At 62.2% G+C, this 24,491-nt stretch carries 23 protein-coding genes and 1 pseudogene; 12 read left to right on the forward strand and 12 right to left on the reverse strand.

Going from position 1 to position 24,491, the window contains the following annotated elements; genetic code table 11:
* Nucleotides 1-173 precede the first annotated feature (173 nt).
* Nucleotides 174-1,115, forward strand: a complete 942-nt coding sequence (locus tag A5724_RS16550) for a heme o synthase (RefSeq protein WP_369830641.1) — start codon at nt 174-176, stop codon at nt 1,113-1,115.
* Nucleotides 1,112-1,666 carry an isopentenyl-diphosphate Delta-isomerase gene (idi, locus tag A5724_RS16555; protein WP_067803949.1) on the forward strand — a complete coding sequence of 185 codons (555 nt, stop codon included), beginning with the start codon at nt 1,112-1,114 and terminating at the stop codon, nt 1,664-1,666. Before A5724_RS16550 ends, idi begins: the two co-directional genes overlap by 4 nt.
* Here the strand turns inward: idi and A5724_RS16560 are convergent.
* The 3 genes from A5724_RS16560 to A5724_RS16570 are packed head-to-tail and all read right to left on the reverse strand — an operon-like array spanning nt 1,647 to nt 5,478.
* Nucleotides 1,647-3,995, reverse strand: a complete 2,349-nt coding sequence (locus A5724_RS16560) for an FtsX-like permease family protein (protein ID WP_369830642.1) — start codon at nt 3,993-3,995, stop codon at nt 1,647-1,649. The two genes, idi and A5724_RS16560, sit on opposite strands and share 20 nt — an antisense overlap.
* Before the next feature lie 5 nt (nt 3,996-4,000).
* Entirely contained in the window at nt 4,001-4,717 is a 717-nt protein-coding gene (locus A5724_RS16565; protein WP_067803956.1) for an ABC transporter ATP-binding protein, read from the reverse strand.
* The gene (locus tag A5724_RS16570; RefSeq protein WP_197518688.1) at nt 4,714-5,478 is read right to left on the reverse strand and encodes a class I SAM-dependent methyltransferase; all 765 of its coding nucleotides are present in this window, start codon (nt 5,476-5,478) and stop codon (nt 4,714-4,716) included. Before A5724_RS16570 ends, A5724_RS16565 begins: the two co-directional genes overlap by 4 nt.
* A gap of 117 nt (nt 5,479-5,595) precedes the next feature.
* Here A5724_RS16570 and A5724_RS16575 point away from each other — a divergent pair, with 117 nt between their 5' ends.
* Nucleotides 5,596-6,036: a PAS domain-containing protein gene (locus A5724_RS16575; RefSeq protein ID WP_067803962.1), complete on the forward strand. Its 441-nt coding sequence runs from the start codon at nt 5,596-5,598 to the stop codon at nt 6,034-6,036.
* Nucleotides 6,037-6,111: 75 nt separating this feature from the next.
* Here the strand turns inward: A5724_RS16575 and A5724_RS35175 are convergent, their stop codons facing one another.
* The 3 genes from A5724_RS35175 to A5724_RS16590 are packed head-to-tail and all read right to left on the reverse strand — an operon-like array spanning nt 6,112 to nt 10,041.
* Complete coding sequence (locus tag A5724_RS35175) at nt 6,112-6,309, reverse strand: hypothetical protein (protein WP_067803972.1); 198 nt, start codon at nt 6,307-6,309, stop codon at nt 6,112-6,114.
* Between the two features lie 10 nt (nt 6,310-6,319).
* Nucleotides 6,320-9,418, reverse strand: coding sequence for a helicase HerA domain-containing protein (locus tag A5724_RS16585; protein WP_067804022.1), 3,099 nt, complete (start codon nt 9,416-9,418; stop codon nt 6,320-6,322).
* A complete protein-coding gene (locus A5724_RS16590) occupies nt 9,418-10,041 on the reverse strand; it encodes a hypothetical protein (protein WP_067803975.1) in 624 nt (207 codons plus the stop codon). Before A5724_RS16590 ends, A5724_RS16585 begins: the two co-directional genes overlap by 1 nt.
* A 97-nt stretch (nt 10,042-10,138) precedes the next feature.
* On the opposite strand from A5724_RS16590, the gene A5724_RS34630 reads away from it, so the two are divergent.
* The 6 genes from A5724_RS34630 to A5724_RS16615 all read left to right on the forward strand — a co-directional run bounded on the left by A5724_RS34630 (nt 10,139) and on the right by A5724_RS16615 (nt 13,947).
* On the forward strand, nt 10,139-10,543 hold the full coding sequence (locus A5724_RS34630; protein WP_232004868.1) for a hypothetical protein: 405 nt from the start codon (nt 10,139-10,141) through the stop codon (nt 10,541-10,543).
* A complete protein-coding gene (locus A5724_RS34635; RefSeq protein WP_232004869.1) occupies nt 10,540-10,722 on the forward strand; it encodes a hypothetical protein in 183 nt (60 codons plus the stop codon). The genes A5724_RS34630 and A5724_RS34635 overlap by 4 nt, the downstream gene beginning before the upstream one ends.
* Before the next feature lie 764 nt (nt 10,723-11,486).
* The gene (locus A5724_RS16600) at nt 11,487-11,681 is read left to right on the forward strand and encodes a hypothetical protein (protein ID WP_067803979.1); all 195 of its coding nucleotides are present in this window, start codon (nt 11,487-11,489) and stop codon (nt 11,679-11,681) included.
* A 191-nt stretch (nt 11,682-11,872) separates the two neighbouring features.
* Nucleotides 11,873-12,436: a hypothetical protein gene (locus A5724_RS16605; RefSeq protein WP_156752318.1), complete on the forward strand. Its 564-nt coding sequence runs from the start codon at nt 11,873-11,875 to the stop codon at nt 12,434-12,436.
* A 34-nt stretch (nt 12,437-12,470) separates the two neighbouring features.
* Nucleotides 12,471-12,962, forward strand: coding sequence for an HNH endonuclease signature motif containing protein (locus A5724_RS33820; RefSeq protein WP_067803985.1), 492 nt, complete (start codon nt 12,471-12,473; stop codon nt 12,960-12,962).
* Between the two features lie 100 nt (nt 12,963-13,062).
* Nucleotides 13,063-13,947: a hypothetical protein gene (locus A5724_RS16615; RefSeq protein WP_156752320.1), complete on the forward strand. Its 885-nt coding sequence runs from the start codon at nt 13,063-13,065 to the stop codon at nt 13,945-13,947.
* 36 nt (nt 13,948-13,983) lie between these two features.
* On the opposite strand, the gene A5724_RS16620 is transcribed toward A5724_RS16615, so the two are convergent.
* Complete coding sequence (locus A5724_RS16620) at nt 13,984-14,889, reverse strand: toll/interleukin-1 receptor domain-containing protein (protein WP_067803991.1); 906 nt, start codon at nt 14,887-14,889, stop codon at nt 13,984-13,986.
* A gap of 181 nt (nt 14,890-15,070) precedes the next feature.
* Here A5724_RS16620 and A5724_RS16625 point away from each other — a divergent pair, with 181 nt between their 5' ends.
* The gene (locus tag A5724_RS16625) at nt 15,071-15,439 is read left to right on the forward strand and encodes a hypothetical protein (protein ID WP_067803994.1); all 369 of its coding nucleotides are present in this window, start codon (nt 15,071-15,073) and stop codon (nt 15,437-15,439) included.
* Nucleotides 15,440-15,845: 406 nt separating this feature from the next.
* Here the strand turns inward: A5724_RS16625 and A5724_RS16630 are convergent, their stop codons facing one another.
* Nucleotides 15,846-16,100 carry a hypothetical protein gene (locus A5724_RS16630; RefSeq protein ID WP_067803997.1) on the reverse strand — a complete coding sequence of 85 codons (255 nt, stop codon included), beginning with the start codon at nt 16,098-16,100 and terminating at the stop codon, nt 15,846-15,848.
* Nucleotides 16,101-16,334: 234 nt separating this feature from the next.
* On the opposite strand from A5724_RS16630, the gene A5724_RS33165 reads away from it, so the two are divergent.
* Nucleotides 16,335-17,333, forward strand: a complete 999-nt coding sequence (locus tag A5724_RS33165; RefSeq protein WP_082965082.1) for a phage major capsid protein — start codon at nt 16,335-16,337, stop codon at nt 17,331-17,333.
* Between the two features lie 17 nt (nt 17,334-17,350).
* Here the strand turns inward: A5724_RS33165 and A5724_RS16640 are convergent, their stop codons facing one another.
* From A5724_RS16640 to A5724_RS16655, 4 genes are all read right to left on the reverse strand, one after another.
* Nucleotides 17,351-18,046 (reverse strand): restriction endonuclease subunit S, encoded by a 696-nt coding sequence (locus A5724_RS16640; RefSeq protein WP_156752321.1) that lies wholly within the window; start codon nt 18,044-18,046, stop codon nt 17,351-17,353.
* Between the two features lie 178 nt (nt 18,047-18,224).
* Nucleotides 18,225-19,664, reverse strand: coding sequence for a class I SAM-dependent DNA methyltransferase (locus A5724_RS16645; protein ID WP_082965083.1), 1,440 nt, complete (start codon nt 19,662-19,664; stop codon nt 18,225-18,227).
* Complete coding sequence (hsdR, locus tag A5724_RS16650) at nt 19,661-22,105, reverse strand: EcoAI/FtnUII family type I restriction enzme subunit R (RefSeq protein ID WP_067804003.1); 2,445 nt, start codon at nt 22,103-22,105, stop codon at nt 19,661-19,663. The genes A5724_RS16645 and hsdR overlap by 4 nt, the downstream gene beginning before the upstream one ends.
* 125 nt (nt 22,106-22,230) lie before the next feature.
* Nucleotides 22,231-23,472: a hypothetical protein gene (locus tag A5724_RS16655; RefSeq protein WP_156752322.1), complete on the reverse strand. Its 1,242-nt coding sequence runs from the start codon at nt 23,470-23,472 to the stop codon at nt 22,231-22,233.
* Nucleotides 23,473-23,864: 392 nt separating this feature from the next.
* Between A5724_RS16655 and A5724_RS16660 the strand changes: the two are divergent.
* Nucleotides 23,865-24,491 (forward strand): annotated as a pseudogene (locus tag A5724_RS16660) (DUF3375 family protein); the annotation flags it as partial.

Raw genomic sequence — 24,491 nt, forward strand, 5'->3', positions numbered from 1 at the left:
GGTAGCCGAGCTTATTCACACAGCAACGAGCGTACCTGCGGCGCAACGCCGATAGGCCATCCGCGCACCTGCGCTCAACCGCGACGACGAGAAGTCGAAATCCATTGAACCCGTGCCGTCCACAAGTCGTGTCATTGATGGGACGGGACAACTTTGACAGACCGAGTTCTACCGTGAGCATTCATGAGCTATCCGTGTCGCAGTGGGGCGGTCACTTCCGCGCCACCCTGAAAGACTGTGTGGCGCTGACCAAGCCTCACACTCTTCACCTTGTGGTCGGAGTGATTCCGGCCATGCTGTTGGCGCAACGCGGCGTCATCGCACCGGTGCTCATCGGCAACGTGGTCGGGGCCACGATCCTGATGACGGCGGGAGCCAACACGCTGAACTGCGTTGGCGACGCGGACATCGACAAGCTGATGGTTCGCACCGCGGGCCGCCCGCTTGCGCGCAACGCGCTTTCCACGCGATTCGCACTGACATTCGGGATCGCGTTGAGCGCAGGAGCAATTCTGTGGCTATGGCAGGCAGCCAACCTGTTGGCCGCGCTGCTGGCGGCGGTGACGATCGCGTTCTACGCGCTGATTTACACCCTGCTGATCAAACGGCGGACTGCTCACAACGTCGTGTGGGGCGGACTCGCCAACGGCATGCCGGTGCTGATCGGCTGGTCGGCGGTGACCGGCGCGATCGGTTGGCAGGCCGTAGTGATGCTGGCGATCGTCTTCTTCTGGACGCCACCGCACAGCTGGGCGTTGGCGATCATGCGGAAACAGGACTACGTATCAGCAGGTGTGCCGATGCTGCCCGCGGTCGCCGCCGAGCGCAACGTCGCCAGGCGGATTCTGATTTATAGCTGGCTGACCGGTCTGACCACGGTCGTGCTGGCGATCGGAACAGGGGCGATCTACGACGCCGTCGGCGTGTTGGCCGCATCCTGGTTCGTAGGAACGGCATACCAACTCGATGCCAGGACGCGTCGCGGGCAGCCCATCGACGCGCGACATCTCTTTTGCCGGGCCAGTATCTATCTGGCCATGGTGTTGTGCGCTCTTGCAGTCGATTCGGCGCTGGCACTTCCAACGACTCCGCACTGGCCGGCTAGCCGGACATGACCGATTTCGTCGAGAGAGTCGTCTCCAGCGAAGACGATTGCCTTGTCGTCGTTGACAGTAACGACGTCGAGATCGGCTTCATGACGAAAGCCGCGGCCCATGACGGTCGCGGCACGCTGCGCCGGGCGTTCTCGGTGTTCGTCTTCAATCCGGACTGTGAACTGCTTCTGCAACAGCGCGCCGCGGAAAAGCGGTTGTGGCCGGGCTGGTGGTCCAACAGCTGCTGCTCGCATCCTCGCCGCGGCGAACCGATGGCCACCGCGGTGCGTCGGCGGGTACATGAGGAGCTCGGCCTGTGCCTGACGACGGCGTTTCTCTTCAAGTTCGAGTACAGGGCGCAGTTCGATGCACACGCTGCCGAACACGAACTGTGCTGGGTCCACGTCGGTCGCAGCTCTGACGAGCCGAGAGTGAACCGTCACGAAGTCGCGGCTTGGCGTTATGTCGACGGGCCCACGTTGCAGGACGAAATCGCCGCAGCACCAGACAAATTTACGCCATGGTTCAAAATCGCGTGGCCACTGGTTTCCGCTACAGCGCACGTTCTCTGACAACGCGCGCGACGTCGATCCGCTTGATCAGCCGTGCCGCGGGCAACTGGGACACGGCGGCGGCCAACATCACGGCGATCACGGCAAGGCTGAGCGCCACCGGCCCGATCGACAGGTGCAGCGCAAACAGGTCGTTGTTGAACGAGCGCAGAAAAATCCACGCGACGGCGACACCGGCCGCAAGACCGAAAGGCACGGCAAGCACAGTGGCACTGAGGTTTTCCAGCGCCAACGCGGCGGTGAGGCGCCGGATCGGTGCGCCCGCGGCGCGCAGACCGGCCAGCTCAGTTGTCCGTTCGGTCACGTTGACGGTCATGATGACGTAGATGATGGCGAAGGCAAGTAATCCGCCCAATACCAACATGCTGCTCGCGAACACCCAGAAGATGACCAGATATCCGTTGATCTGCCGGTGCATCGCGCCGGTGTCGGTGTACGCCAGGACGCCGGTCAGGCTGGTGACCGCATCCCGCACCCTGTTCGGGTCCGCGCCGGCAGCGAAGCGCAACAGGTATCCATTAGGTCCGGTGCTCGTCACCGATTGCGCCACTCCAGTTGTCGCGTACAACGCGGTGCCCAGGGGCTCGTCCACAAGACCGGCCAAGCGCAGGGTACGGCTGACACCCCCGGCGGGGACTACCGTCATGGAGTCACCGACGTGTAGGCCAAGCTGCTGTACGAGGCCCGCACCGGCCAACACACCGTCGGACGGTAGAGACCGCGGCCGGCCGTCGACGCCACGGAACCCGTGCATGACCGTGGCAGACTGCAGACCTGTCAGCGAGGTCGAATAGACGTGCCCACGCGCGGTCACGGTCACCCGCGCCGACGTTACGGGCTCGACCAAATCCACCCCGGGAATCGACTTTATCCGCGCTCCAACATCATTCGATATCGGCGCGACCAGGACGGTGGCGTCCTGCCGCTGTACCGCGCCGAACTCAACAGCCAGCATCGCCTGCACACTGGTGAGTTGACCCACTGCAGCCAGGATCAGCGTCAGGGCGAGCACGCAACCGGTCATTGTGGCCGCAGTCCGGCGGCGGCTTCGGGCCAATGACCGCAACGCCATTCGCACTACAACTGGCGTGCGGGTCCACCGCGCGGAGAGCCGGGTGAGCCGTCCGATGCGGAAGGAGCGCACGGCATCACCGCGCATCGCCGAGGCCGGCGCGAGGCGACCCGCGGCGATTGCGGGTGCCAGCGCGCCCAGTACGCCAGCGGTGAGCCCGAGAATCACACCGATGAACGCGGTTGAAATACGGTGTTGGACAACGGTATCAGGAAGATGCAGCAAGGACGCATAGACTTTGGTGTAGGCCGACGTCGCGGCCGCCCCGGCAACCACGCCGGCCAGTGCCCCAGTGCTGGCGACGGCGACGCCGTAGCACACGTAGTGGCGGACGAGGGTGCCGCGGCGTGCGCCGAGTGCGAGCAGCGTGCCGATGATCGGCCGTTCGGTGTGGATCAGACGTGTGAGGAATACGTACTCGGCGACCATGGCGGCGGTCAAGAACAGTGTGGGAAAGCCGATCGCCATGCCCGACAGGCCGTGCAGACTCTCTTGAAGCGCGGCATCGGAAGGTTGATCGCCGCGATCTTCGATCGCTGCCGCACCGTGGGCACGCAACATGCGAATGAGACCCTCGCGATCTGACGACGTCGCTGCGTCGCTCATCGTGATCAGCGTCTGGTTGGATCCTTGCCGCGCCGATAGTGTTCGGGCGACCGGCTCGGATACGAACAGCACAGCGAAGGCGTGCGGATCCCCCAGCAGGTCCTGTCGATTGCGGGCGGGCCACAGGTATTCGGGCGATTGCGCCATACCGGATACCGTCACGTCGTGCCATCGCATGCCGTCGAACACCTGCAGGGCCGCCCCGCTGGTGAGGCCGAATGTGTCGGCCGTGTGGCGCTCGACGACGACTTCATCCTGGGCTGTCGAAGCGGGCAGCCGCCCGGCGACGATGTCAATGGCATCGATGTCCTGGCCACTGACAGCCGGCATCCCGACCAACCGGCCAACGAGTTTGGTCCCGCCGATCATCATCGGTTGATCGACCTGCGTGCGGGTCACGACCCGATCGACGCCGGCGGCGCCGTGGACGGCTGCCGCGATGCCGTCGGCCTGCGCACTGGTGACGACCAGGTCAGCGAAATGCGTTCGGGCATAGGTCGCCGCGTAGGAGGCTTGAATATTGCGGAACGAGTCGTAGCTGGTGACGAACAGCAGCACGCCGAGCATCACGGTCAGACCGATCGCGGCGACCTGCGGCAGTCGCCGCCACAGGTCGCGTAACGTCTTGCGCAACAATGTCGCTGCTGTCACGGGGCTCACCACCGGATCGTCGAAGCGTCGACCGGCATTGTGTTGCGTTGCGAGGAGATGATTTTGCCGTCGCGCATCCGGATAAGGTGATCGGCGATCTCAGCGGCCGACTCGTTATGGGTCACCATCAGGACACCGCGCCCGCTGCGACTGGACTGCTGCAACACCTCGAGGACGCGTCGCCCCGTCGCAGCATCGAGGGCGCCCGTCGGTTCGTCGGCGAGCAGTAGGTCGGGGTCGGTGGCCAGCGACCTGGCAATTGACACCCTCTGTTGTTCTCCGCCCGACAGCTGCGCCGGGAAATGGTCCATGCGGTCGGACAAGTTCACGGCGGCAAGCAGTTCCGCGGCGGCACTCCGCTGCCCTCGCCCCGTGAGCTCGCTGATGATCTGCACGTTCTCCAGCGCGGTCAGGGTGGGGATGAGATTGAAGAACTGGAACACGAAACCGATGTGGGAGCGGCGAAAGCCGCCCAGATCCCGCGGGCGGCGTCCGGAGATGTCTTCGCCGGCCACCAGAACCGTTCCCTCATCTGCTGATTCGATACCGCCGATGACGTTGAGTAGCGTCGTCTTACCCGAACCGCTCGGCCCCAGAATCGCGGTGAAGTGGCCGGCCGCGATGTCCAGGTCGACATTCTGCAAGGCGTGAACGGTCGCCGAGCCCTCGCCGTACACTTTGCTGACACTGCGCAGCGTCAGTTCACCACGGGCCTTTTTCATCGCAGTGAGCGCACCTGTGTGAACTCAGATCGCGCTGGGCGGCGAGCGGTAATGAACTGTGACACTCCTCGAACGTGCTGTTCGATGTCCGTCATTCCGGCCGACTTCAAGACTGCGGGGATGGTGGTGGCATCGAACACGCGCACACCACAGACCGTGGCCGCAAGTTTGATTGCCTTGCGGCTCAATGCGGATTGGCCGCCGCAGCTCGTCGAGACCACGAGTCGCCCGCCCGGCGCAAGCACCCGCACCATGTCCTGAAGCACCACAATCGGTTTTGCAGACAGATGCAGCCCCGCCAGGCACGCCACCACGTCGAAGGACTCGTCGATGAACGGCAGCCGGCACGTGTCTGCGCGCATGTACACCGCCCGAGGGCCGCTGCTGGCCCGGACTGCGCATCGCATCATCGACGCTGACGAGTCCACGCCGATCACGAACCCGCTGCCCTGAAGTTGGCCGGCAAGAAACGCGGTTTCGCGTCCCGGTCCGCACGCCACGTCGAGAACGCGCGCCTCGCCACCGAGGCGCAGGCTCATCCCGATCAGTGCCCGCACGACGGGTACCGACAGTCCGCCGGTGCGCAGGAGCGCGCACGTGAACGACCGCCGGGCGCGCTGGGTCAAACCGTGCCGGTGCCGTTCGCTGGATGCGAGCAGATCTGTATACCCGTCGCGATAGCGCATCGAGCGCATGTCCTCGTCGCGGATCAGCCCGCGTGCGAGCGCTGGCGCCCACATCGCGAAGGGGTCAGAATCCACCCTCAGCTGCCGGGCGGTCATAGCCTAGACACGCTGCCGAGCGCATTGCGGTTCACCTGCGCGGCAAATAACCCTTCGAATTGAACTGCGCCCAGTCACTCACCCGTGATTGTGGGTATGGAGGCTTCTGGCGCGAATACCGAGAACCGGCCACCGACCGTGACCGTCGATCGGGCGGGCATCATTCGGCGGTGGGACGATCAGGTGACCGAAGTGGTGGGTCGCTCAGCCGATGAGGCGGTAGGTCGCAGCCTCGACATCATCATCCCGCCGGGTCTTCGCTCACTGCATTGGTGGGGTTTTGACCGGGCCATGAGCCGCGGACGAATGAGCAGCGGAAAACTGACAATCCCCGCGCTGCGAAGCGATGGCACCATCGTCGTTGCCCACGCGACCATCGAACTCACGTACGCCGATGGCGGGGCGACCGATGGCGCAACGGTCACTTTCACCGGCACGGGGCCTCGGTGGCAGAGCAAGGCGTGGGAAGCCCTACTAGCGCCGGTCAAGGTCACCCATCGCGGCTGGCACCGAAGGCGCCATAACCGCGACCGGTAGCTTGCTTCTGATGGCGTCGTTGAATTCAGCTCAGGCTTGCACGATTGGCCAGAAGAGATCGAACAGGCGCTTCTCTTAACCGGTTGCGACCTTGCCCGAGCGGGTGCGTTCGACGATGTGTGCACCGACAATTGCGTCGACGAGCGTGGCGGCGTCGACGTCGGCGCGAAACGAGCCGTCTGACTCGGTGCTCGCATGCGGACGGCGTCCAAGTCCCCGCCAGCGAACCGACGCGGCTGATGGATCGGCGCGCGGCCTGACCGCTGCGGTCAACGACGCGACGTTACGGTTTGGCCAGTGCCACCACTTCCTCCGGCGACAGCGGGTTCGGCGGGTGGTGGGACAGGCACCACGGCGTGACGATGCGGCGGAACGCCTCTCCTTCGATCGCGACATAGAAGTTGCCGGAGCGCAGCCTACTGATGTCGGGCATGAGCCCGCCCTTCGCTCGTGCCATCTCCTGGGCAGCGGTGATCTGGGCGGGGGCGCTGAGCAGGCCGTAAAACTGCGTGACCGCATTGCCGGGTATCTGGTTGTGCAGACCCTTGGGCGCCTGCGTCGCGAAGACCAGCCCCAGGCCGTACTTGCGCGCCTGCGATGACAGTGCCAGCGTGCTGCGAGTACACGCCGTGAATCCTCTTGACGGCGCCAATGTTTGGGCTTCGTCCATCACCAACAAGCCGCGCAGCGGACGGTCGTCGGCCGGGTTGCGCTTGATCCAGGCGAACAGCGCCATCTGCAACTGGTTGACGAAACTCTGCCGCTGCTCATCCGACGACAGCCCGATCATGCTGATCACCGACACCCGAGCGCGGCGCTCAGATGACGGTGTCAGCAGTACACCAGGATCCAGTGGCGTGCCCGCGCCGCCGAACATCTTGTCGTTGACCATCGCCGCGCGCAGGTTCTCCGCCAGGTTCGCCGCGATCTTGCGGGCACCGGCCAAATCACTTGCGTCGTCGGGTAAGTCGCTGAGCATGTCCACGAACCCGCCGAGCGAGGGGTCCGGCTTTCGGCCGTACAGCTCCAATGCATTTCGCAGCACCGCCCGCTCGCGATTCGCCTTCTGCGTCTGACCCGATATCGACGCCCGCGGCTCGAGTGCCGCGGCGGCCGACTCGACGGCCTCGGTGAATTCGTCATCGTCGTCGACGACGCTCGGGAAGTCGGGCAGCGGTTGGAAGACCAACGGACGTCCCGCGGCCTTCCGCGGCGTCCAGATCACCACCTCGGTGTTGTCGAGATACTCGGCGGCACGACGATCGTCCGACTTTCGCCAGCCGTCAGGCCGTTGCGGCCAACCGGTGCCCAGGCGGGCCAAGTCGTTGTTGGGGTCCAGCACGATCGAAGACACGCCCTGTAGCGCACACTCCTCGATCAGTCGCCGGAGCAGCACTGTCTTGCCCGAACCCGTGCCGGCGAATATCGCGACGTGCTTCCGCAGCGCGGCTACATCGACCGAAACCGTTGCGTCGCTTCGACTATCGGCGCCCAGCGGTATCGCAGAATCCGGGATGTCATACTCGACCTCGACAACATCCGGCTCTTTGTCGTCCTCCAGCGGAACCACCACGTCATCGGGTTCGAAGCCGAGCGCATCCTGCAGAATGACCAGCCCATGAGCCGGCCGCCGGATGCGTAACCAACTCGCGAGATCCGCGGGGTCGTCGGCGATCAGGTCACGGAGCGCCACCATGGTCCGAACGTCGTCGTCGGAGATCCCAAGCGTGCGGCCACCGGCGCGGTGGAAGTCGTCGACCAGTTGCGCGGTCTTCGGGCCGGCTGGCCACGGTGAGTTGCGAAGCAGGAACAGCTGTCGCCGGTCGGAGCCCATGCCGAGTCCCGTTGCGCTCCAAGCCTTCTTGATGCGATTCTGGGCGGCGACGGCGTTCGTCGCGGCGACGGCGCGAAACGCCCAGTGACGTTCGTCTTCGGTGGCGCGGTCGAGACTCTGCCGCAGCCGAGCGTGCAACGCGATGTGGCGACCGGGCGGCGGGTCGAAGGAGTAGGTCTGGTCGCCGTCACGCTCAGCGACCCACGCCGTGAGCGCCGCCCCCAGCAGCTCCGGCATGGTGGTGTCTTCACCTTCGTGGTCGAGCGCCGCCGACGGCACGGCCCGACGGCGGTACTCCGCGAACCGCCGGTCGAGTTCTGACGAAAGGGTTTCGTCGGTGTCGTCGTCGGAGTCCCAAATCGGTTCCTCGTCCGCATGGAGATGGTCGAGTTCGACTATTCGGTTGTGCTGGAGGCACTCTCGGACATGACTGTCGGCGCGCATCAACAGTTGGCGCGGTGTGTAGTCGGGAGCTTCAGTGAAGGCTGCGGGCAGGATGGGCCAGCTGGGGTAAGGCGGCTGGAACCCTGTCTCGGCGTAGCTTGCGACGAAGCGGCGCTCGAGGATGGCGCGGCCGATGTCCGGTGTAGGCAGCGGTTTCAGCGGTACGGTGACCCGAAACCGATCGGCCACCGTCGCGGTCGCATGACTCCGAATGCCTTCCCACACGGCAGGCAGGCAGGCGACCACCGCGACCGTGCGTCTCATCTTCTGGCGGACAGCCATCAGTCCGTCGGCGACCTGATGCAGGACGTCGTCGCCGTCGGCGCGGGCGTCTTCGGTGCGCGTCAAGGATTGCGCCAACAGCGTGTCGATCTGGTCCAGCGCCAACACCGCCGGGCCGGCAAGGGCGACGAGCCGAGAGATCTCTTGAACGCACTGCTGGGACGAGGAGGGTGAGGTGCGCAGTCGCCATTGCGCGCGCTCGTCGTTGCCAAACTCGTCGCTGGCTTGAAGGTAGGCCTCGCCGACGTCGTGCGCGGCGAGGTCCGTTGCGCCGAGGAGGACGAGCGCGCGCAGGGTCTGATGGCAGTCCCGAACGGGGTCGCGGTGTGCTTTAGCGAGAGCGTTGACGAAGCGGTCGAGAGTGTCGGGTTCGAGATCGTCGTCGCCGATGATGGCGCGGCGGTCGGCGCGGGACACGTGCGCGATCGAGGACAACTCCCAGAGCAGATCCTTGAGCTGCGTCTCGCGGGTGGCGCCGGGACGGCCGAGGCTGTCGACGATGGCGTTGCGCACCGACTCCCAAAAGGTCGCTGCGTCAAGCAGTTCCACGAGGAGGAAGTAGCCCCCTGCGGCTTGGATGCGCTCGCGAACCTGCCCGAGCAGGTGCGTCTTGCCGGACCCCGCGCGGCCCTGGACGACGACGCCGAGCGGCGAGGAGATGGGGTCACGCGTGGCGTCGCCGACCGCGTCCATGACGTCGTCGACGGCGGACTCGTTCAGGCCGGGAACGTGGGTTGCGGCCTGAGGTCGCCAGAGGTCGTCGGCGGTAGGGGCCCACGTCAGTCGAAGCGAGGCGAGCGCTTCCCGTTGTGCTTCCTGCATCACGGCCCGATCGCGATGAGGTGCTTGCTTTCGTCACCGATCACGACGGCGGCGCCTCGGTCCGCAGCGGTCAGGACTTTCTGGTTCTCCTCGGGGATCAGGCTCACGTCAGGCGCCCGAAACAGGCTGTGGAGTGCAGCGTCGACTTCGGCGCGAGGCGTGTCGGCGAGCTCGGTACGAAGTAGGGTGAGGCTGACCCAGCCGCCTGGCCGCGGGGCGAGGTCGGCATAGGCGCGACGGATGCGCTCCTCGGCGGTCGCGGGCGCCTGGCCGTCGGAGCCGAAGACGTCGGCCAGGCTCAGGTCGGCGCGACGCAGGTAGCGAGCGAGGGAGCCGAGCACGGTGTAGAGCGTCTTCGCGGGACCGGTCGACCGCGGCGGCGGGCCGGCAGCCAGAATGTCGTGGCACAACCGCCAGCCGCGGTCGGTGAGCTCGTGGACGAAGCGGCCGCTGCTGCGATCCGACTCGATCAATCCGAGGGCGTTGAGTTTGTCGCGTCCAGGCTTGTCGAGTTTGGGCCCGAGAGCTACCAGATCAGGGTTGGGAACAGGTCGCGCCTCGGCCATCAGGACGAGCAGTACGGATCGTTCGGTTCCGGTCAGATCCGCCGGTGTGAAAGTCACGTTTGCAAACTTATCGACTTCTCGGAAGGCGGTGGTCGGGGGCGGCCAATCCGGCGGCGGCGCTGCTCCGAATCGCTTGGTGATGGAGACGACCACGATGAGAGCAGAACCAAGGGCAGTGCGGGCGTGGCGGTGGATCGCCGCGGTGCTGGCGCTGAACCTGTTGGCCGCGCCGTTCGTCGCCGACGCGGTCGCGGGGAACTTCCTCGAGTCGGGCGCGACGAACGAGGCGCTGATCACGCCGGCCGGGTATGCGTACGGGCTGTGGGGGTTGATCACAGCGTTGAGCGCGGTGACGGCCGTGGCGGTGCTGCGTTACGGGTTGGGTGCGTGGTGGGAGACGAGCCTGCTGATCGACGCCAGTGTGGTGTTCGTCGGAGTTCAGCGTGTGGCTCCTGGTGGCGGCACAGGACTGGCTGTGGGTCAGCGTGGTGGTGTTCGCGGTGATGCTGTCGGCGTTGATCCACATCATGCGGCTGCTGGTGCGGCGGCCACGACATGACGTGCCCGCGGTGGCTGGTGGTGTTGGCGACGGCGACGTTCGGCTTGTATCTGGGGTGGAGCAGCATCGCGGTGTTCGCGAATGTGGCCGCGGCGTTGATCAGTTCGGGCATCTCGGCGTCAGCGGCCGGGTGGCAGTTCATGGTGTTGGTGCGGCCGCCGTGTTCGCGGTGGCGATGACGACGATGTTGCGCGGCACTCCCGGGCATGCGGCGGGCGCGTTGTGGGCGCGCTGGTGGCGATCGCGGTCAGCGCCGCCGGGCGCGGCAGTACAGCGTGGGCGATCACGGCAGCCGTTGGGGCGGCGGTCGTCGTGGTCGCGGCGATCGCGGGGTGGCGTCGATGGACTCGTTGACGATCGCCAATTTTCCGTCCTACGCACCCACCTTGCTCGACTAGATGGTGTGAACAGAGCGATGCTGGACGACCCATAAGTCTCGCGCCCATTTGCAGGTCAGATTGCCAACACGCCGACGGTACGGGTACCGACGAACTTGATCGCGTCGTGCGAACACACCGCGATCCCACATGGCCATTATCCGACGGACCCAGCGACTAAGAATTGGTGTCGAGGCGCCCCTTCTGGTGGCCATAGGCTTGTTGACGTCATGGATCATCTGAACGTCGATACCGACCAGGCGCACAACACCTCGCGTGCCGTGGGTAACGACGCGCAGGAGCTACGCGACGAATTGGCTGGGCTGCAACGTGATTGGGCGTTTATGTACGGATTGCGTATACGTAGGGAATTAGTTGGCCGCGCCGCTAAACACACAGCGCCCTAACTCATTGCGCCTCTCGGCATTCCGCTACGAGCCACCCGAGCGGCGCGTACCCTGGCATACAGCGAGGCCACGTTGCCAATGTGCTTCGTTCGTCGCTGATGCGCCGAGCCGTAGACGTGCCACCCGGTAATCACCGCTGTCTACGACAAGGACCATCCGATGGCTCTCCCTACCCACGAACGCCGCCAGGAACTGCTGCGCGCGCACGCCGAACTTCTCGACGCCACTGACCCGCTGACAGCCGCAGCGACCCGCCGCGGCATCAGCCTCCAGACACTGCGCCGCCGTATCAAGCGCGAAGAGATCGAGTACATCGAGGTGGGTCGCGACCACCGCATCTGGCGGGACGCATGAGATGCGTGACTTCGAGGACCTGCCGCCGGAGTAGCAGGCGCGCATCAGAGAGTCGACCGCACGAGGCTCACAGCTGAGCGACCGGCAGCGCGAGCGGGTGCAACTGCTCTTGCGTAGCGGGGCCGAGGAGTGTGATGAGCCCTCATCATGACGAAGCCCCCCAACTGATGAGGGGGGCCACGTATCCGACTATGGATGAGCAGAATGTACCGCCTTGCGACGACATCGCGAGGGTGGCGCTGATGTGGTCGAAGATCGACGACAAGCTTCACTCATCGCAGCAGCAACGCACCGCGGGTTTGGAAGGGATGGGCCTGTGGACCCTCGGGGAGTCCTACTGCGGCGATCCGCTGACGGACGGATTCATCCCGGCGTGGTTCGTCATCGAGAAGGTCGGCAAGCGCAAGGGCATCGCGCTGGCCGACCGATTGGTGGCCGCAGGGCTGTGGGAAACGGCCGAATTTTCGGGCGAAAAGGGCTGGAACTCGGTCGGCTTCCTGCCTCGCAACTGGTCGCGCGAGAAAGTCTTGGCTGAGCGCGAGAAGACGGCAAAGCGCCAGGCAGCGTGGCGGGAGCGCCAGAAGGACGACGGCGCGAGTAACGGCGTTAGTAACGACTTTGGTAACGCCCACCCAGACCAGACCAGGCCAGAAGTGGTGGTTCTGCTTGTGAGAACACACCAGGACGCAAGTCCTGCAGGGCACCCGCGCGCGAGGACGAAAACGACGTGCGAAATCGTCAGCTCAACGCTCTAGAGGCACGCTACGCGGCCGACTTCAAGGCGAAGCCGTGAGCCGTCTGGATCGCTACGGCGATCTCATCGAGGACGACGACAGCCCAACGCTGTTCGACCAAGACCCGCCACCCGAGCGGCACGAGCCACCGCTGCTCTGCGAACTTTGCGACACCCCGCTAAAGGTGGAGAACTACAGCGGGTGGTGTCGCGAGTGCTCCCTCATCGTGAGCCAGCGCCTACGCCTGGTGGTTGAGGAGCGCTGGCGCACCCTCCCAGACGGCGAGCACGTCGTCAGCGAGCGCGGTCGGGTGGCGCGGCTGCTCAATGTCGATCGCTCGCATCGCTACCCGAGGGTCAGCATTGGTGGCAGGAAACGCTACGTCCACCAGCTGGTCGCTGAAGCGTGGCACGGCCCGCGACCGGATGGTGCCCAAGCTCTGCACTGGGACGACGACCCGGACAACCCGAACGCGGCCAACATCCGCTGGGGCACGCCCGCGGAGAACGCTGCCGACGTCAAACGCAACGAGCGACGCCGCACTTAGGCGACCACTGCAAGACCGTGTCGCAAAGGACTGCGACACCGCGCCGTCAGTAGTCTTTTGTGCCAGCGCGCTGTGGATTCGCAACACAGGGGAGGACGCGGTGACACAACCGCCAGCGCCGCCGAACGCCGGGGGCCCAATCAAGCGATCCTTTTTCTGGCTCGTGAGGGCCTTCTGGTGGGTCCTCGACAAGCTGACCACCATTGTGTCTGGCGAGTTCATGCTCAAGCTGGGCAGTCGTTTAGGTCGGCCCAACGGCGGCACAATGATCTTCCTCCGCTCCGTGTGGGTGTCGGTGATCCTGTACTCGGTGGCGCTGCTGCTTCGCTCCGGGGACTACGCCGAATGGACGTGGCGGTTCTGGGAGTGGCAAATCGACCTCGAGAAGCTCAAGGGCGAAATAACGGAGACGGTGCCGTGGCTGGGCGCAATCTTCGCCGGCGTCTACGTAGCGCTGTACGCGCGTTTCTCAGCGCAATTCAGTTACCTCGCCGGCGTCTACAACCAGCTGATGGAGACGGCGGCGTCGTCACCGCGAGACGAACATAAGGACGAAATCCTTGACACCTGGTATGCGGGCTTCATCGAAGATGCGGTGGCCCTGCATCTGGCCTCAAAGCGAATGTTTTCGGTGGCCGTCTGGTTCCAGCTCGAAATTCCCCGGGTCTACCAAATGTTCACTCAGTACACCGTCAACGGAGACGAGAAAGTGAAGAGACTCATCAGGTCCCTGAGATGGGCCATCGGCGACGAACACCTGCAAGCAATGGGGGCTACACCTGAACTGATGGCAGGTGGACCACCGAGACCTTCTGTCTCTCCGGCATCTGTCTCGACGGTTACGACAGTTAAGGATGGCCCCGCGACCTCTGCAATGGATCGGGGGCACGTCGCACTTGCCGCGTTCGCGGCGGGCTGCATCATTGGCGCGGGCGTCGCGAGCCCCTTACCCCCGGGAAGAAGAAGCCGTCGCGCGGATCTATAGCCCGATGTTTAGGGGTGGTACAGCAAGTGGGACCGGTCAGCTTTGATCGAGCTCACGATCTGTCAGCACTGCGACAGTCACCCCACGCCCTCTTGTCTGATTCATCAAGTCCTTGAATTGTCCCTGACTCAGTCCTTCGCCATCTGCGAACATGACCCCCAATACCTTTTCGCCTTTTCTTTCCATCGGGGTCACGTATCTCACGGGCTTGTACTGAGAGGCAATCTGTTCAATTTCATCCTGTATCGCCTGCATGAGCTGGCCGTCGTGCCACGGTGACCGGCCGTGCTTAACAGCGTTCACGTTGGGCGACAACGGGATTGACACGACCGGGACTGAGTTAGATAGTGCGACCACCTGTTTCTCGAGGGTGCGAACAGCAGAGAAAATTCCGCGGAGGAGGTCTTTTTCATCGACTGGCGGTACCTCAGGCTGCTTACCCGCCGCGTGCTTCGCTTGGGCGATGCTCTTCTCAAGATCCGGCCACGCCCAGAGAAAGCGTGCATCGACTTTAAGTGGATCGAGGCCAATAACCGCTGCTATAGACCGGCACAACCCCCGCATGCCGGTTTGATCCAGCTTGATCGCCTGAAATTGGCTAACCGGTCCTTGGAGGTCATAGACGTTCTCGAAATTGACGAGCAAAGGAACGACCGGATTCCGCTCTTCTTCTAGCCGCTTCGACAGCGCACCAGCCTCGAAGTTGAGCCACGGCTTGTTCATGTTTTCGGTGGTAACGACGATGATGCCGAAAGAGCTAGCGTTCAAGCGATCCTGAATGACATCAAGTCCACGCATGCCGGCGTCGATGTCCACCTCAGATGCCCAAGGGTCGATGTGGTCGAACATCTTCGGCAGCCAGTCACGGAGAACCTTGGTGATCTCCCGCGCGAGGTCGCCGGACCAGCTGATGAAGATCTTTAGATCCTGCTCTATCGCCATGACGTCAGGGTATCGACTGAGAGGGACGCAGCTAACCGGACCAACGCTGGACAATGTGGGTCCGCCGCGAGGACTCCTGTCGTCGTGCCGGACGGCTTGCGCCGTGGTCGACGGATCGTTGTGCGTGCTCGCCGCCGTCCAGTCCTGGCAGAGCAGCCCTGGTGGGGCGACACTAACTCCGATGAGCGCCACGCTGCTCCTGTGCCTCCGGCTGCCCGTCGACCACAAGTCGGGTTGCGCCGCTGCGACCGTTTGGTCCAAGTACAAGACGCTGAAGGCCGGAGTCACCGCGCTGCGGGCGTGCGATCCGTACTGCGACCCGGACTGCCAGGGTGCGCACCTGCTGGCGTTCGCGGACGAGTACGGGCACCCCCACGTCGTCGGCAGCCCGCCGCCGATCGCGCAGCTCGCCGAGCTATTGAGCGAGGCCTACCCGCGCGCGCCTGTCGACTGCTACGAACGATGGGACCGCGCAGGTCCGCCATCGCGTGGTGATAGCGGAGCTGCTCACCCTCATTCATTTCGCGGTTGGCGGCTCTGCACTCCATGAGCATTTCTTCACAGGTGCTGCGGATCGCTTCGCGGCGCAGCTCAAGCTTGTGAAGCAAGTCATTGGACGGTGTGCCAGCCATCATCGGACTTTCGGGTGGGGCGGAAACCGACATCGAAGGACAAGGTGCCGGTTTCCGCTGACGTCAATGGATTGGTGGAACGCCCGTTCCATTGGCGGCACCCTTCACCACCGCCGCGTCGAGAGTGCCTCCGGCCCGGTCGTCACCGGGCCTCCCTCGTTACACCGAGTTACCGACGCCGTTGATGGCTAAGGGTAAGTGTCCGACTATGTGACGACTCACTCAAGACCCAGACGGGGCGTGTCGGCCCCTGTCCGGCGGAACACGGGGATTGGTCAACCTCAACCGGACGCCGAGGAGTGCGTCCTCCCACGGAGGGTCGGTCTAGCCGGTCCACCATTCGGGGCTACCCGGGGGATTCGTGCCCGGCCCCGGGATGCGAACCTCGGGCACGTAGCCGGCCTCCGTCGCCGACGGGAGGCCGGAGAGGTCGGGTTCGGGTGTTAATTCGGCCAGCTGCTCACGGGCTGCGGCAGCCACCGATGCCTCCAGCACGGCGGCGAGTGCGTGTGTGCCAGCGTCGTCGGATAGTTCGGCGGCGGCGCGGGCGTCGCGGGCGGCGTCTGCGAGACCAGACATGGTTCCTCCTTGGCGGGCAGTCGAGCGTACCGGCTGAAGTCGGTGATGCGCCGTCGGTTTGTAACGGAAAACCGCAGGTCGCCTGTGCGGCTGGAAACGGCGGCGGCTACCCGCCATACCAGCCGTAGCCGTTGCTCCCGCCACAGGCCGAGCTGGCCGCCGTGTTGGGGGAACCACCGGCGCGTTGCGCAACAGCCGCGCGTGTTCCTCGCGCTCGGTGAGCGGTGAGCGCATGTGCGCTCGTTCCCCGAACGGTTCGTTCAGCTCGCTGGGCGTCATCCCGCGTTCCAAGAGCACCGCGATCTGTCCCGTGTGGACGGCCAGGATGGATATGCCGTGCCGGCCGCGTCGTTGATGAACCAGTACGTCGAATTGGCAAAGCCTGGAAGGGCCTTTGCCAATCTGGTGCAGCGTCAGCCGCTGCCCGGTGGCACGGACTCGATCAATATCCCCAAGGTATTGACCGGGACGCGGACCGACGTGCAGACCGCGGATAACGCGCCGGTGGTCGAGCAAGACCTCACCGACACGTTCATTAACGCGCCGGTTCGAACGATCAGCGGACAGCAAGGTGTCGCGATCCAACTTCTCGATCAAAGCCCGATTGCCTTCGACGACTTGGTGGTCCGGGACCTTATTGCTGACTACGCAAGCCAGCTCGACAAACAGTGCCTGTCCGGCAGCGGGATCAATGACCAGGTGCTCGGCATTCGGTTGACGCCCAATATAGGTAGCATCGCCGTAAGCACCGTCGACGCGCAGGGCGTGTACTCCGCGATCGCCAATGCAATCCAGCTTGTACATACCACCCGGTTCCAGCCCCCCGAGGTTGTCGTCATGCACCCGCGCCGGTGGGGCTGGTTCCTGTCGCTGCTCGACAGCCAGCAGCGCCCGCTGTTCCTGCCTGACGCCAACCGGCCATCGAACGCCGTAGGAATCCTGGAAGAGGTCGCCAGTCAACAGGTGGTCGGCAGCATTCAAGGCTTGCCGGTGGTGACCGAGCCCAATATTGAGACGAACCTGGGCGCGAGCGGCGATGAGGACCCGGTGTATGTGCTGCGCGCATCCGACGTTGTCTTGTGGGAATCGGGAATCAAGGCGAGGGTCTTGCCGGAGACGAGGGCGGAGACCCTGACGGTGTTGTTGCAACTGTATGGGTACCTGGCGTTTTCGGCGGCACGCTATCCGCAGAGCGTTGTTGAGATCACCGGCCTCGGTGCGCCAACTTTTTAGCGTCAATCGAAGCAATGCTAGTCCACGTCGCCGTCGTCGCTAGTCTCGAGCTCCGATCCATCGCCTATGGGGGCCAGCAGGACACTTAGCCTGGCGATCTTCATTTCGGTCTCGTCTACTGCGCTCACAATCCGATCCTGTTCTGCGAGCGATGGTATTGGGATTGGCATTGCATCCAGAATCTTCTTCGTTAAGTGCTTGAGACCGACCCCTCCGCGGGCGGCTTCCAACGACTTACGAATTGCCTCGTTGACCGCAATCTCAAAGTACCGTGCATTTAATGGCGCGTAGAGCTCGCACTTGAAAATGTGCTGATTAAGCGCTGCGGGGCCTCTCGTCCAGATGAAGACGCCAAACGAAGTGCCCGGCGTTCCAGACCAACTAAGAAGCACGTCACCAGTGTCAATCTTGTGGCGGTCAGCCACCGTCCCGGGGTCGGTGTAGTTGAATGGAGCATGAAGCTTGTTCAGGTTCTGGATACGCACAATTGGAAGGCCGGACGTCTTCCATGTGTGAGCCTTGAAGGCGTAACCGTTATACATAGCAGTAACTTCGGACAAAGGTAACCATGTCCAGTTTGATGGCACTTCGTACGGCTGTTCGCTGTTCACGCTCGTCGCTGCCAGTCTTCTTCGCCGTGATGCTCCATCGACCTTGGCTTTGCCCTCTCGGAGTTGTCTAGCAAGATCTTGAACCTCATCGTCGCCAGACACGCGCTCCGATAACGCTCCGCGAGTTGCCAGGCCCGCTATCGCCACTCGTAGGTCGTTAAGATCCTCCCGTGTGGCGATTAGCTCGGGAAGATGATCGATTGCAAAGTCGGATTCACCTTCTGCCAGCTGCTTGAAAGCGGTTGAAACCAGTTTGCGTCGGACTTCGTACAGCGAATTGCTAATCAATCTTTGCCCATGCTTTCCGCAGCTGAGACTGCAATGCGACGACCAAGCTTTCAACCTCGGTTTTCTTATGCTTCAGCGCGTCAAGCAGCACAGCTGGATCTAGATCCTCGTCGTCGGGAGCGTTCGGATTCTCTACGTTCAGGTTGAAGCCTCTGTCGCGCAATTCTTCGAGTGTCACCGACCAGGAGCGCGGCGTCTCGCACCGGTTCGACCACCACGCCCGGAGCTCGCCGAACTCGTTGATGTTGATCGGCCGAGTCTTGTTGTATGCCTTGACTCCGGGCGGCAGGCTGTGTTTCCAGAACCATACTTCTTTAGTTGGTTGTCCTTTCGTAAAGAAGAACAGATTCGTGGCTGCTGAAGTGTATGGAGCAAAGGCGGTTTCGGGGATACGAACGATGGTGTGCAAATTGCAGGTCGTTAACAGCTCCTCTTTAATGCGGGTCTTGACACCCTCTGCGAACAAGAAGCCGTCGGGCAGAATGACGCCAGCCCGCCCGCCTGGTTTCAGCAGTCTCATAATCAGGACAAGGAAGAGGTCGGCAGTCTCGCGGGTGCGAAAGGACTGTGGAAAGTTCTGCTCAATGCCGGGTTCCTCTATGCCCCCGAAGGGCGGATTCGTCACGACCACGTCTACTCGATCACTCGGACCATAGTTGCGGAGGGGACGGGCTAAGCTGTTCGACCTTCGTATCGAAGTAGGTGCATCGAACCCATGAAGAATCATGTTTGTGAGGCATAGCAGATGAGGCAGTTGTTTCTTCTCGGTCCCTAGAATCGACTTCTGAAGCGTCTGTTCATCCTTCGCGGTTCGAACCGATGTGCGTACATGTTCGATTGTGTTCGCAAGGAAACCTCCTGTGCCGCAAGCGGGATCGAGAACAATCTCACCGAGCTGGGGATCGACCATCTCGACGATCAAGGAGGTAAGTGCCCGCGGGGTGTAGTACTCACCCGCGTTGCCTGCGCTCTGGAGGTCCTTCAGCAGCTTTTCATATAAATCATTGAACTGGTGACGATCAGACTGCGCGTTGAAGTCAATTCCGTTGATTTTGTTGATGACCTGTCGGAGCAGAGTCCCGCTTTTCATGTAGTTGTATGCGTCTCCGAACGCCTGCCGCACGATTAATGTCCGTGGATTCGCCGTCGCAGTCAGGTTTCGTAATGCAGGGAACAGGTCGTTGTTCACGAAATTGTTGAGTTCATCGCCGGTGAGGCCCTCTTCGTCACCGGCCCAGTTCCGCCACTGGTACTTACTCGGAACTGCCGGCACGTAGCCATCGCTCACCAACTCGAGCTCTTGCTCAGTGTCGTCAAGGATCTTGAGGAAGACCATCCAGACGAGCTGGCTCAAACGCTGGGCGTCCCCGTCAACACCTTCGTCTTGCCGCATGACATCTTGAATCGACTTGATCAGGGTTGACGAAATCACGCAGCCTCCCTATACAGTTCGCGTTCAAGTTCGCGGACGGTGTTCTCGAATGATTCTCGTGTGCCGCCGAACAGCTTGATAATCTCCATCGGCGTACCGATTGACCGGAATGGGTCGACGCGCAATACGCCAAAGTCTTCGACTGACCGGATACCAGAGTCGGCATACTTATCAAGCAGCGCATCGATCACCGCCCGGGCCTTTCCCTGGTATTTGTGCATGTAGTTGCTAGCTCGTACGTTGGCTGCACGGTCGCGCCTCCGCATGGGCTTCATGTCGTAGGCGACATGCAGCACGACGTCAAATGGATCAAGGTCTGCACCCACTTGTTCGAGTAAGTCATCGATGGGTATCCCTTTGTCCGTGAGCTCATCAAGCAACGCCGATCGTCGGTCGGCTGCTGACCATGCTGTCAGGAAGTCGTCAAGCGTTGCGTACTCGCCGCGGACGTTCCGCTTAGTGTAGTCCTTGAGGCTCTCGGTGATGAGTTTGCCGTCACTGCCTATCAGCTGGACCCGTTCGCCGATGATTTCTACCTTTTGCCCACTGACGATGAGCTTTTTTCGCTTAGGTTGGCGCTCTTCTGGCAGCTCGATCCAGTGGTCTCCGCCGTCGTCTTGAGTTTGATCTACCTCGTCCAACTCCTCAACGACGTCCTCCATCTCGCCGTCGTCAGACAAGTCGATGATCTTGACGGGGTCCCCATCGAATGCCGGATCGGCGAACAGTCGCGTGACGTTGCGAAAATCGAGGATGACGAAGAACCACTTGTCGTAGTCGGTGCGTACGCGTGTGCCCCGACCTATCATCTGTTTGAAATCGGTCATCGACTCGATCCTGCTGTCTAGCACGATCAACTTGCACGTCTGAGCGTCGACGCCTGTGCTGAGAAGCTTTGACGTAGTAGCGATTACCGGGTAAATGGACTCCGGATCGATGAAATTATCAAGCTCCATCTTGCCCTGCGCGTCGTCACCCGTGATCTGCATAACATACCGCGAGTCGTCGAGCACATATTCCTTGTTCAGGTTGGCAAGCGCTCGTCGCATTCGGTTCGCGTGGTCGATGTCTACGCAGAAAACGATGGTCTTGGCGAAGGGGTCTGTGTTCTTGAGATACTCCGTGATGCGTTCTGCGACTCGCTTGTCTCGCTCGGGCAGCACGATCGTCCGATCGAAGTCCTTCTGGGTGTACTCCTGGTCGGGTATAGCCTCCCCTACATCATCCAATTGGTTTGGGGATGGGCGGAACCCAAATGTGTCGACGTCTGTAGCTACCCGAATGACCTTGTATGGCGCTAGGTAGCCGTCCTCGATACCTTGCCGAAGCGAATAGGTGTATATGGGATCACCGAAGTAGTCGATGTTGCTGACGGATGTCGTCTCCTTGGGTGTAGCAGTTAGCCCAATCTGCGTCGCGGAAGCGAAATATTCTAGGATGTCACGCCACGCGCTATCGGCCCGAGCGCTGCCGCGGTGACACTCATCAACAATGACTAGGTCAAAGAAGTCGGTACTGAACTGCTTATAAACATTACTGACTTCCGTTGTGCCAGTTACGGCTTGGTACAACGAAAGGTAAAGCTCGAAGCTTTTGTCGATAATCTTTCCGCCGCTCATCCCTAATTCGGGGAGACCCTCGGCGACTTTCTTTATGGTTTTATGGGAAGTACTCAGCTTCGCCATTCGGCCCTTGAACATGGCAAAGTCGTTCACCATGGTCTGATCGATCAAGATGTTGCGGTCGGCTAAGAAGAGGACGCGAGCTTGCTCGTTTCCCGCGTGGAGCTGCTTGTAAGCCTCCATGAATCGCCAGATGATTTGGGCTGCTGTGTACGTCTTGCCGGTTCCGGTGGCCATGACAAGCATCAAGCGTTTCTGCCCCGCGGCGATTGCTTCCATAGTGCGGTTGACGGCGATCCGCTGGTAGTAGCGGGGGCGGCGTCCCGAACCATCGTCGTAATACGAAGTCGCCATGACCGGCTCGTCATCATCCGAAATGTTGCGCCAACGCCGGTATATGTCCCACAGGACCGCAGGAGAGGGAAAGTCCTCGAGGGAAATGATCTCTTCGACCTGGTCGCGCGTTCCGGATCTGTCGTGCCAAACAAATGAGTCGCCATTGGTTGTGAACACAGAAGGGACGTCTAACTGTTCTGCGTACTGAATCGCCTGTTGCATCCCATCGCCCGGAGCGTGCCGGTTGTCCTTCGCCTCGACCACAGCCACGGGCTGATTCGGACGCCACTCAAGCAGGTAGTCGACGCGCTTCGGTTCCTTCCGGACACCTGACTTTCCCACCACTTGAATGCGGCCAGCCGAGAAGTAGAAGAATTCCTCTCTCAAAGACTCAAGCGGCCAACCTGCTGCGCTAAGTGCTGGCGTCACGTACCGTGTCCGGATCTCTGTTTCAGTTAGCTGAGACTTGTCCGGTTCCCCCACAGGCCGTCAGTCTAGAGGAGCTACCCTCACCTCAGCGGAGAATCGGTAGAGACCGCTTGCTCCCTGTAACCGCGTCCATCTGGCAGTTAAACAGTGACCTCCAGGAAAGCGTCCGCGTCCGTTCGTCATGTCTTCGCCGCCTCCTGATTTGCTGCCTTGTGCTGCATGTCCTCTAAGTGTGGCTCGTCCAAGGCGGTTAGCAGCTGGTTTATCGCCGCGCGGACTTCCGCTGTGAGTTGACCCGTACTATCCCGAGCTACCGCATCGGCGAATTGCCAGGATCGGGTGACCTGGATGCTCGGGCGAATGTCGAAGTGGTCCATTGGCAGTTTGTTTGCCCACTCGTCAAGACTGTCGATCTCGTCCGAGCTGGCGTATTTTCGCTCGACTAGCCATTGCCGAAACTCCGGGTCATCAACTTGCTCGCGTGGTCTGCGTCCGGCGCGTTTTTCATGGAAGTCCTCAATCCATTGCTTCACATACTCAGGGCCCAGAAGGTGTCGTGCTGGATACCACCGTTGTGGCCCGCTCGCGCGCCAGTACGCGAGATAAAGATTCGCGTTTACCTGCCAGGCCGGGTCGTCTGCCAAGGCGTTGAGGGCTTCCGCGCGCTTCGAATCCGAGTAGACACGTCTGTACTGCGGAGCAAGTTCTGCAGGCCACGCGCTGACGATAAGTTGGTCGTCGTTGATATACAGGCTCACTCGGTCGAAGGCGACCACCTGACTACCCGGAAACTTGACTCCGGCGTGGCCCAAGACATCGCGGACCTCTGCCGAAAACCCTGTTGCCTTCTCCAGGATGGCTCGGAGGCGACGCAAACGTCTCCCTCGATTGTCACCACAGCGCTCGAGGTCGGTGTAGGGAAGTAGGTCACCGAAGTTCTCTTCGGCATTGTTGAAGAAGTCGTTCATGAGTTCTGCCTCGGCGGGACCAAGAACCCCTAGTTCCATCAGATTCCACCAGCGGTCGAGGAGCACCTGCCACCTGACAAGGTTCCTGCGATCCTTTTTGGCCATGAGACCTTTGGTATTGATATCGAGCGATTGTTGGTCACTGGCGTTGGCGTAGAGCTTGCTTTCAATCACGACCAACAGACGCGACGCGTACTGGATTACGCCGTCGTACCGAGCCCTGCGTTCCGAGGCCAAGTTGGGCTGCTGGGTCTCCACGAGGTTCTCGTGAGGCGCAAGGAATACGCTAACAAGCTCAGCCACAGCCTGCCACACAGGGGATTTGAGGCGAGTTGGGACGAGATATACCTCAATTCCATCACCACAGACTTCGAACGGCACCACGGCCTCAAGCCGCGTGAGGCAAGGCTTGCCGCCTCTGAGCTGATCGCCAAGAGCAGATCCCTTTTGCACCGACGACTTCCTCTCGGGGAGCAGCTCAAGCGGGACGACTAAAGCACTCAGCCGTTAGGTTGCCGACCGGGGCCGCGCCGTAAGGGGACGGCGGCCACAGATCACGGCCTCGTGCATGCGGGAGACCCATCTATCGCATATTTGCCGATCGCAGTCGGCACACTGGGCGGCTTCGCTCGGCCACAAAGCATCGAACACCATGGACCTCATAGTTCACAGCGGCACCAGCCGTGAGTGAGCGCAACGCCTTTTGAGCGGACATCCCGTTGACGTCGGCAACCACCTCGCCCACATAAATCGCCGCCGACGCGTTCCCTGTGAGCGCAAGTGATGTCGCCTATCGCCTATGTTGGGGCGTCGGACTAAACGACGCAGACAGATGAGGAACGGCAGTGAACGAAAACGCGGGACTGCCCGACCTGCTCGAGCTCAACCGCGACCTGCAAGGCTCCCGCGCCATCCGCCTGCTCGCTACAACCAATCTAAGCCTCTACGCCACGTTGATGGAACGCCACCTCAGCGACGGGACGCTTCTCGAAACCGAGCTCGTCATCCGCCTCGAACGCGACCTGGCCGACCTCGACGATCCCCAGTCCGGTCTCGCGCTCTCAAGTCCTGGGCCGCCCAGGGCTGGCTGCACCGCGTCGTCGATGAACGCCACGACACCAACGTCTGCTACCTCACCCAAGACGCCCGCCGCGCCTTGGATTTCTTAAGGGCATGCGCCGCCAGGACACCATCGCCACCGACGGCTCTATCACCGGCATCGCCGCCCGCCTGAAACAAGTCGCCGTCAAGGTCGACAACGACCCCGCCCGCATCCGCAAGCACATCGAAGCCGAAATCGCCTCTCTCCACGAAGAACTCGACGCTCTCGACGCCGGCCAACGCCCCCAACCCGATGTCACCGACTGCTACGACGAAGCCCGCGCCATCGCCCTACAGATGGAACGCCTCATCACCGACATCGGCCAATACGGCACCATGATCGAACAAGCCACCGCCGCCCTCGACGAACC

The organism is Mycobacterium sp. ACS1612, assembly GCF_001667505.1.
Classification (GTDB): Bacteria; Actinomycetota; Actinomycetes; order Mycobacteriales; family Mycobacteriaceae; genus Mycobacterium.

Excerpts from the sequence above, each read along its gene's own strand:
- A5724_RS34635 (WP_232004869.1), top strand. The coding sequence starts at position 10,540 with ATGACGTGCCCGCGGTGGCTGGTGGTGTTGGCGACGGCGACGTTCGGC.
- A5724_RS16565 (WP_067803956.1), bottom strand. The coding sequence starts at position 4,717 with ATGAAAAAGGCCCGTGGTGAACTGACGCTGCGCAGTGTCAGCAAAGTG.
- A5724_RS16630 (WP_067803997.1), bottom strand. The coding sequence starts at position 16,100 with ATGTCTGGTCTCGCAGACGCCGCCCGCGACGCCCGCGCCGCCGCCGAA.
- idi (WP_067803949.1), top strand. The coding sequence starts at position 1,112 with ATGACCGATTTCGTCGAGAGAGTCGTCTCCAGCGAAGACGATTGCCTT.
- A5724_RS16605 (WP_156752318.1), top strand. The coding sequence starts at position 11,873 with ATGGATGAGCAGAATGTACCGCCTTGCGACGACATCGCGAGGGTGGCG.
- A5724_RS34630 (WP_232004868.1), top strand. The coding sequence starts at position 10,139 with ATGAGAGCAGAACCAAGGGCAGTGCGGGCGTGGCGGTGGATCGCCGCG.
- A5724_RS16600 (WP_067803979.1), top strand. The coding sequence starts at position 11,487 with ATGGCTCTCCCTACCCACGAACGCCGCCAGGAACTGCTGCGCGCGCAC.
- A5724_RS16620 (WP_067803991.1), bottom strand. The coding sequence starts at position 14,889 with ATGGCGATAGAGCAGGATCTAAAGATCTTCATCAGCTGGTCCGGCGAC.
- A5724_RS16585 (WP_067804022.1), bottom strand. The coding sequence starts at position 9,418 with ATGCAGGAAGCACAACGGGAAGCGCTCGCCTCGCTTCGACTGACGTGG.
- A5724_RS16625 (WP_067803994.1), top strand. The coding sequence starts at position 15,071 with ATGAGCGCCACGCTGCTCCTGTGCCTCCGGCTGCCCGTCGACCACAAG.
- A5724_RS16575 (WP_067803962.1), top strand. The coding sequence starts at position 5,596 with ATGGAGGCTTCTGGCGCGAATACCGAGAACCGGCCACCGACCGTGACC.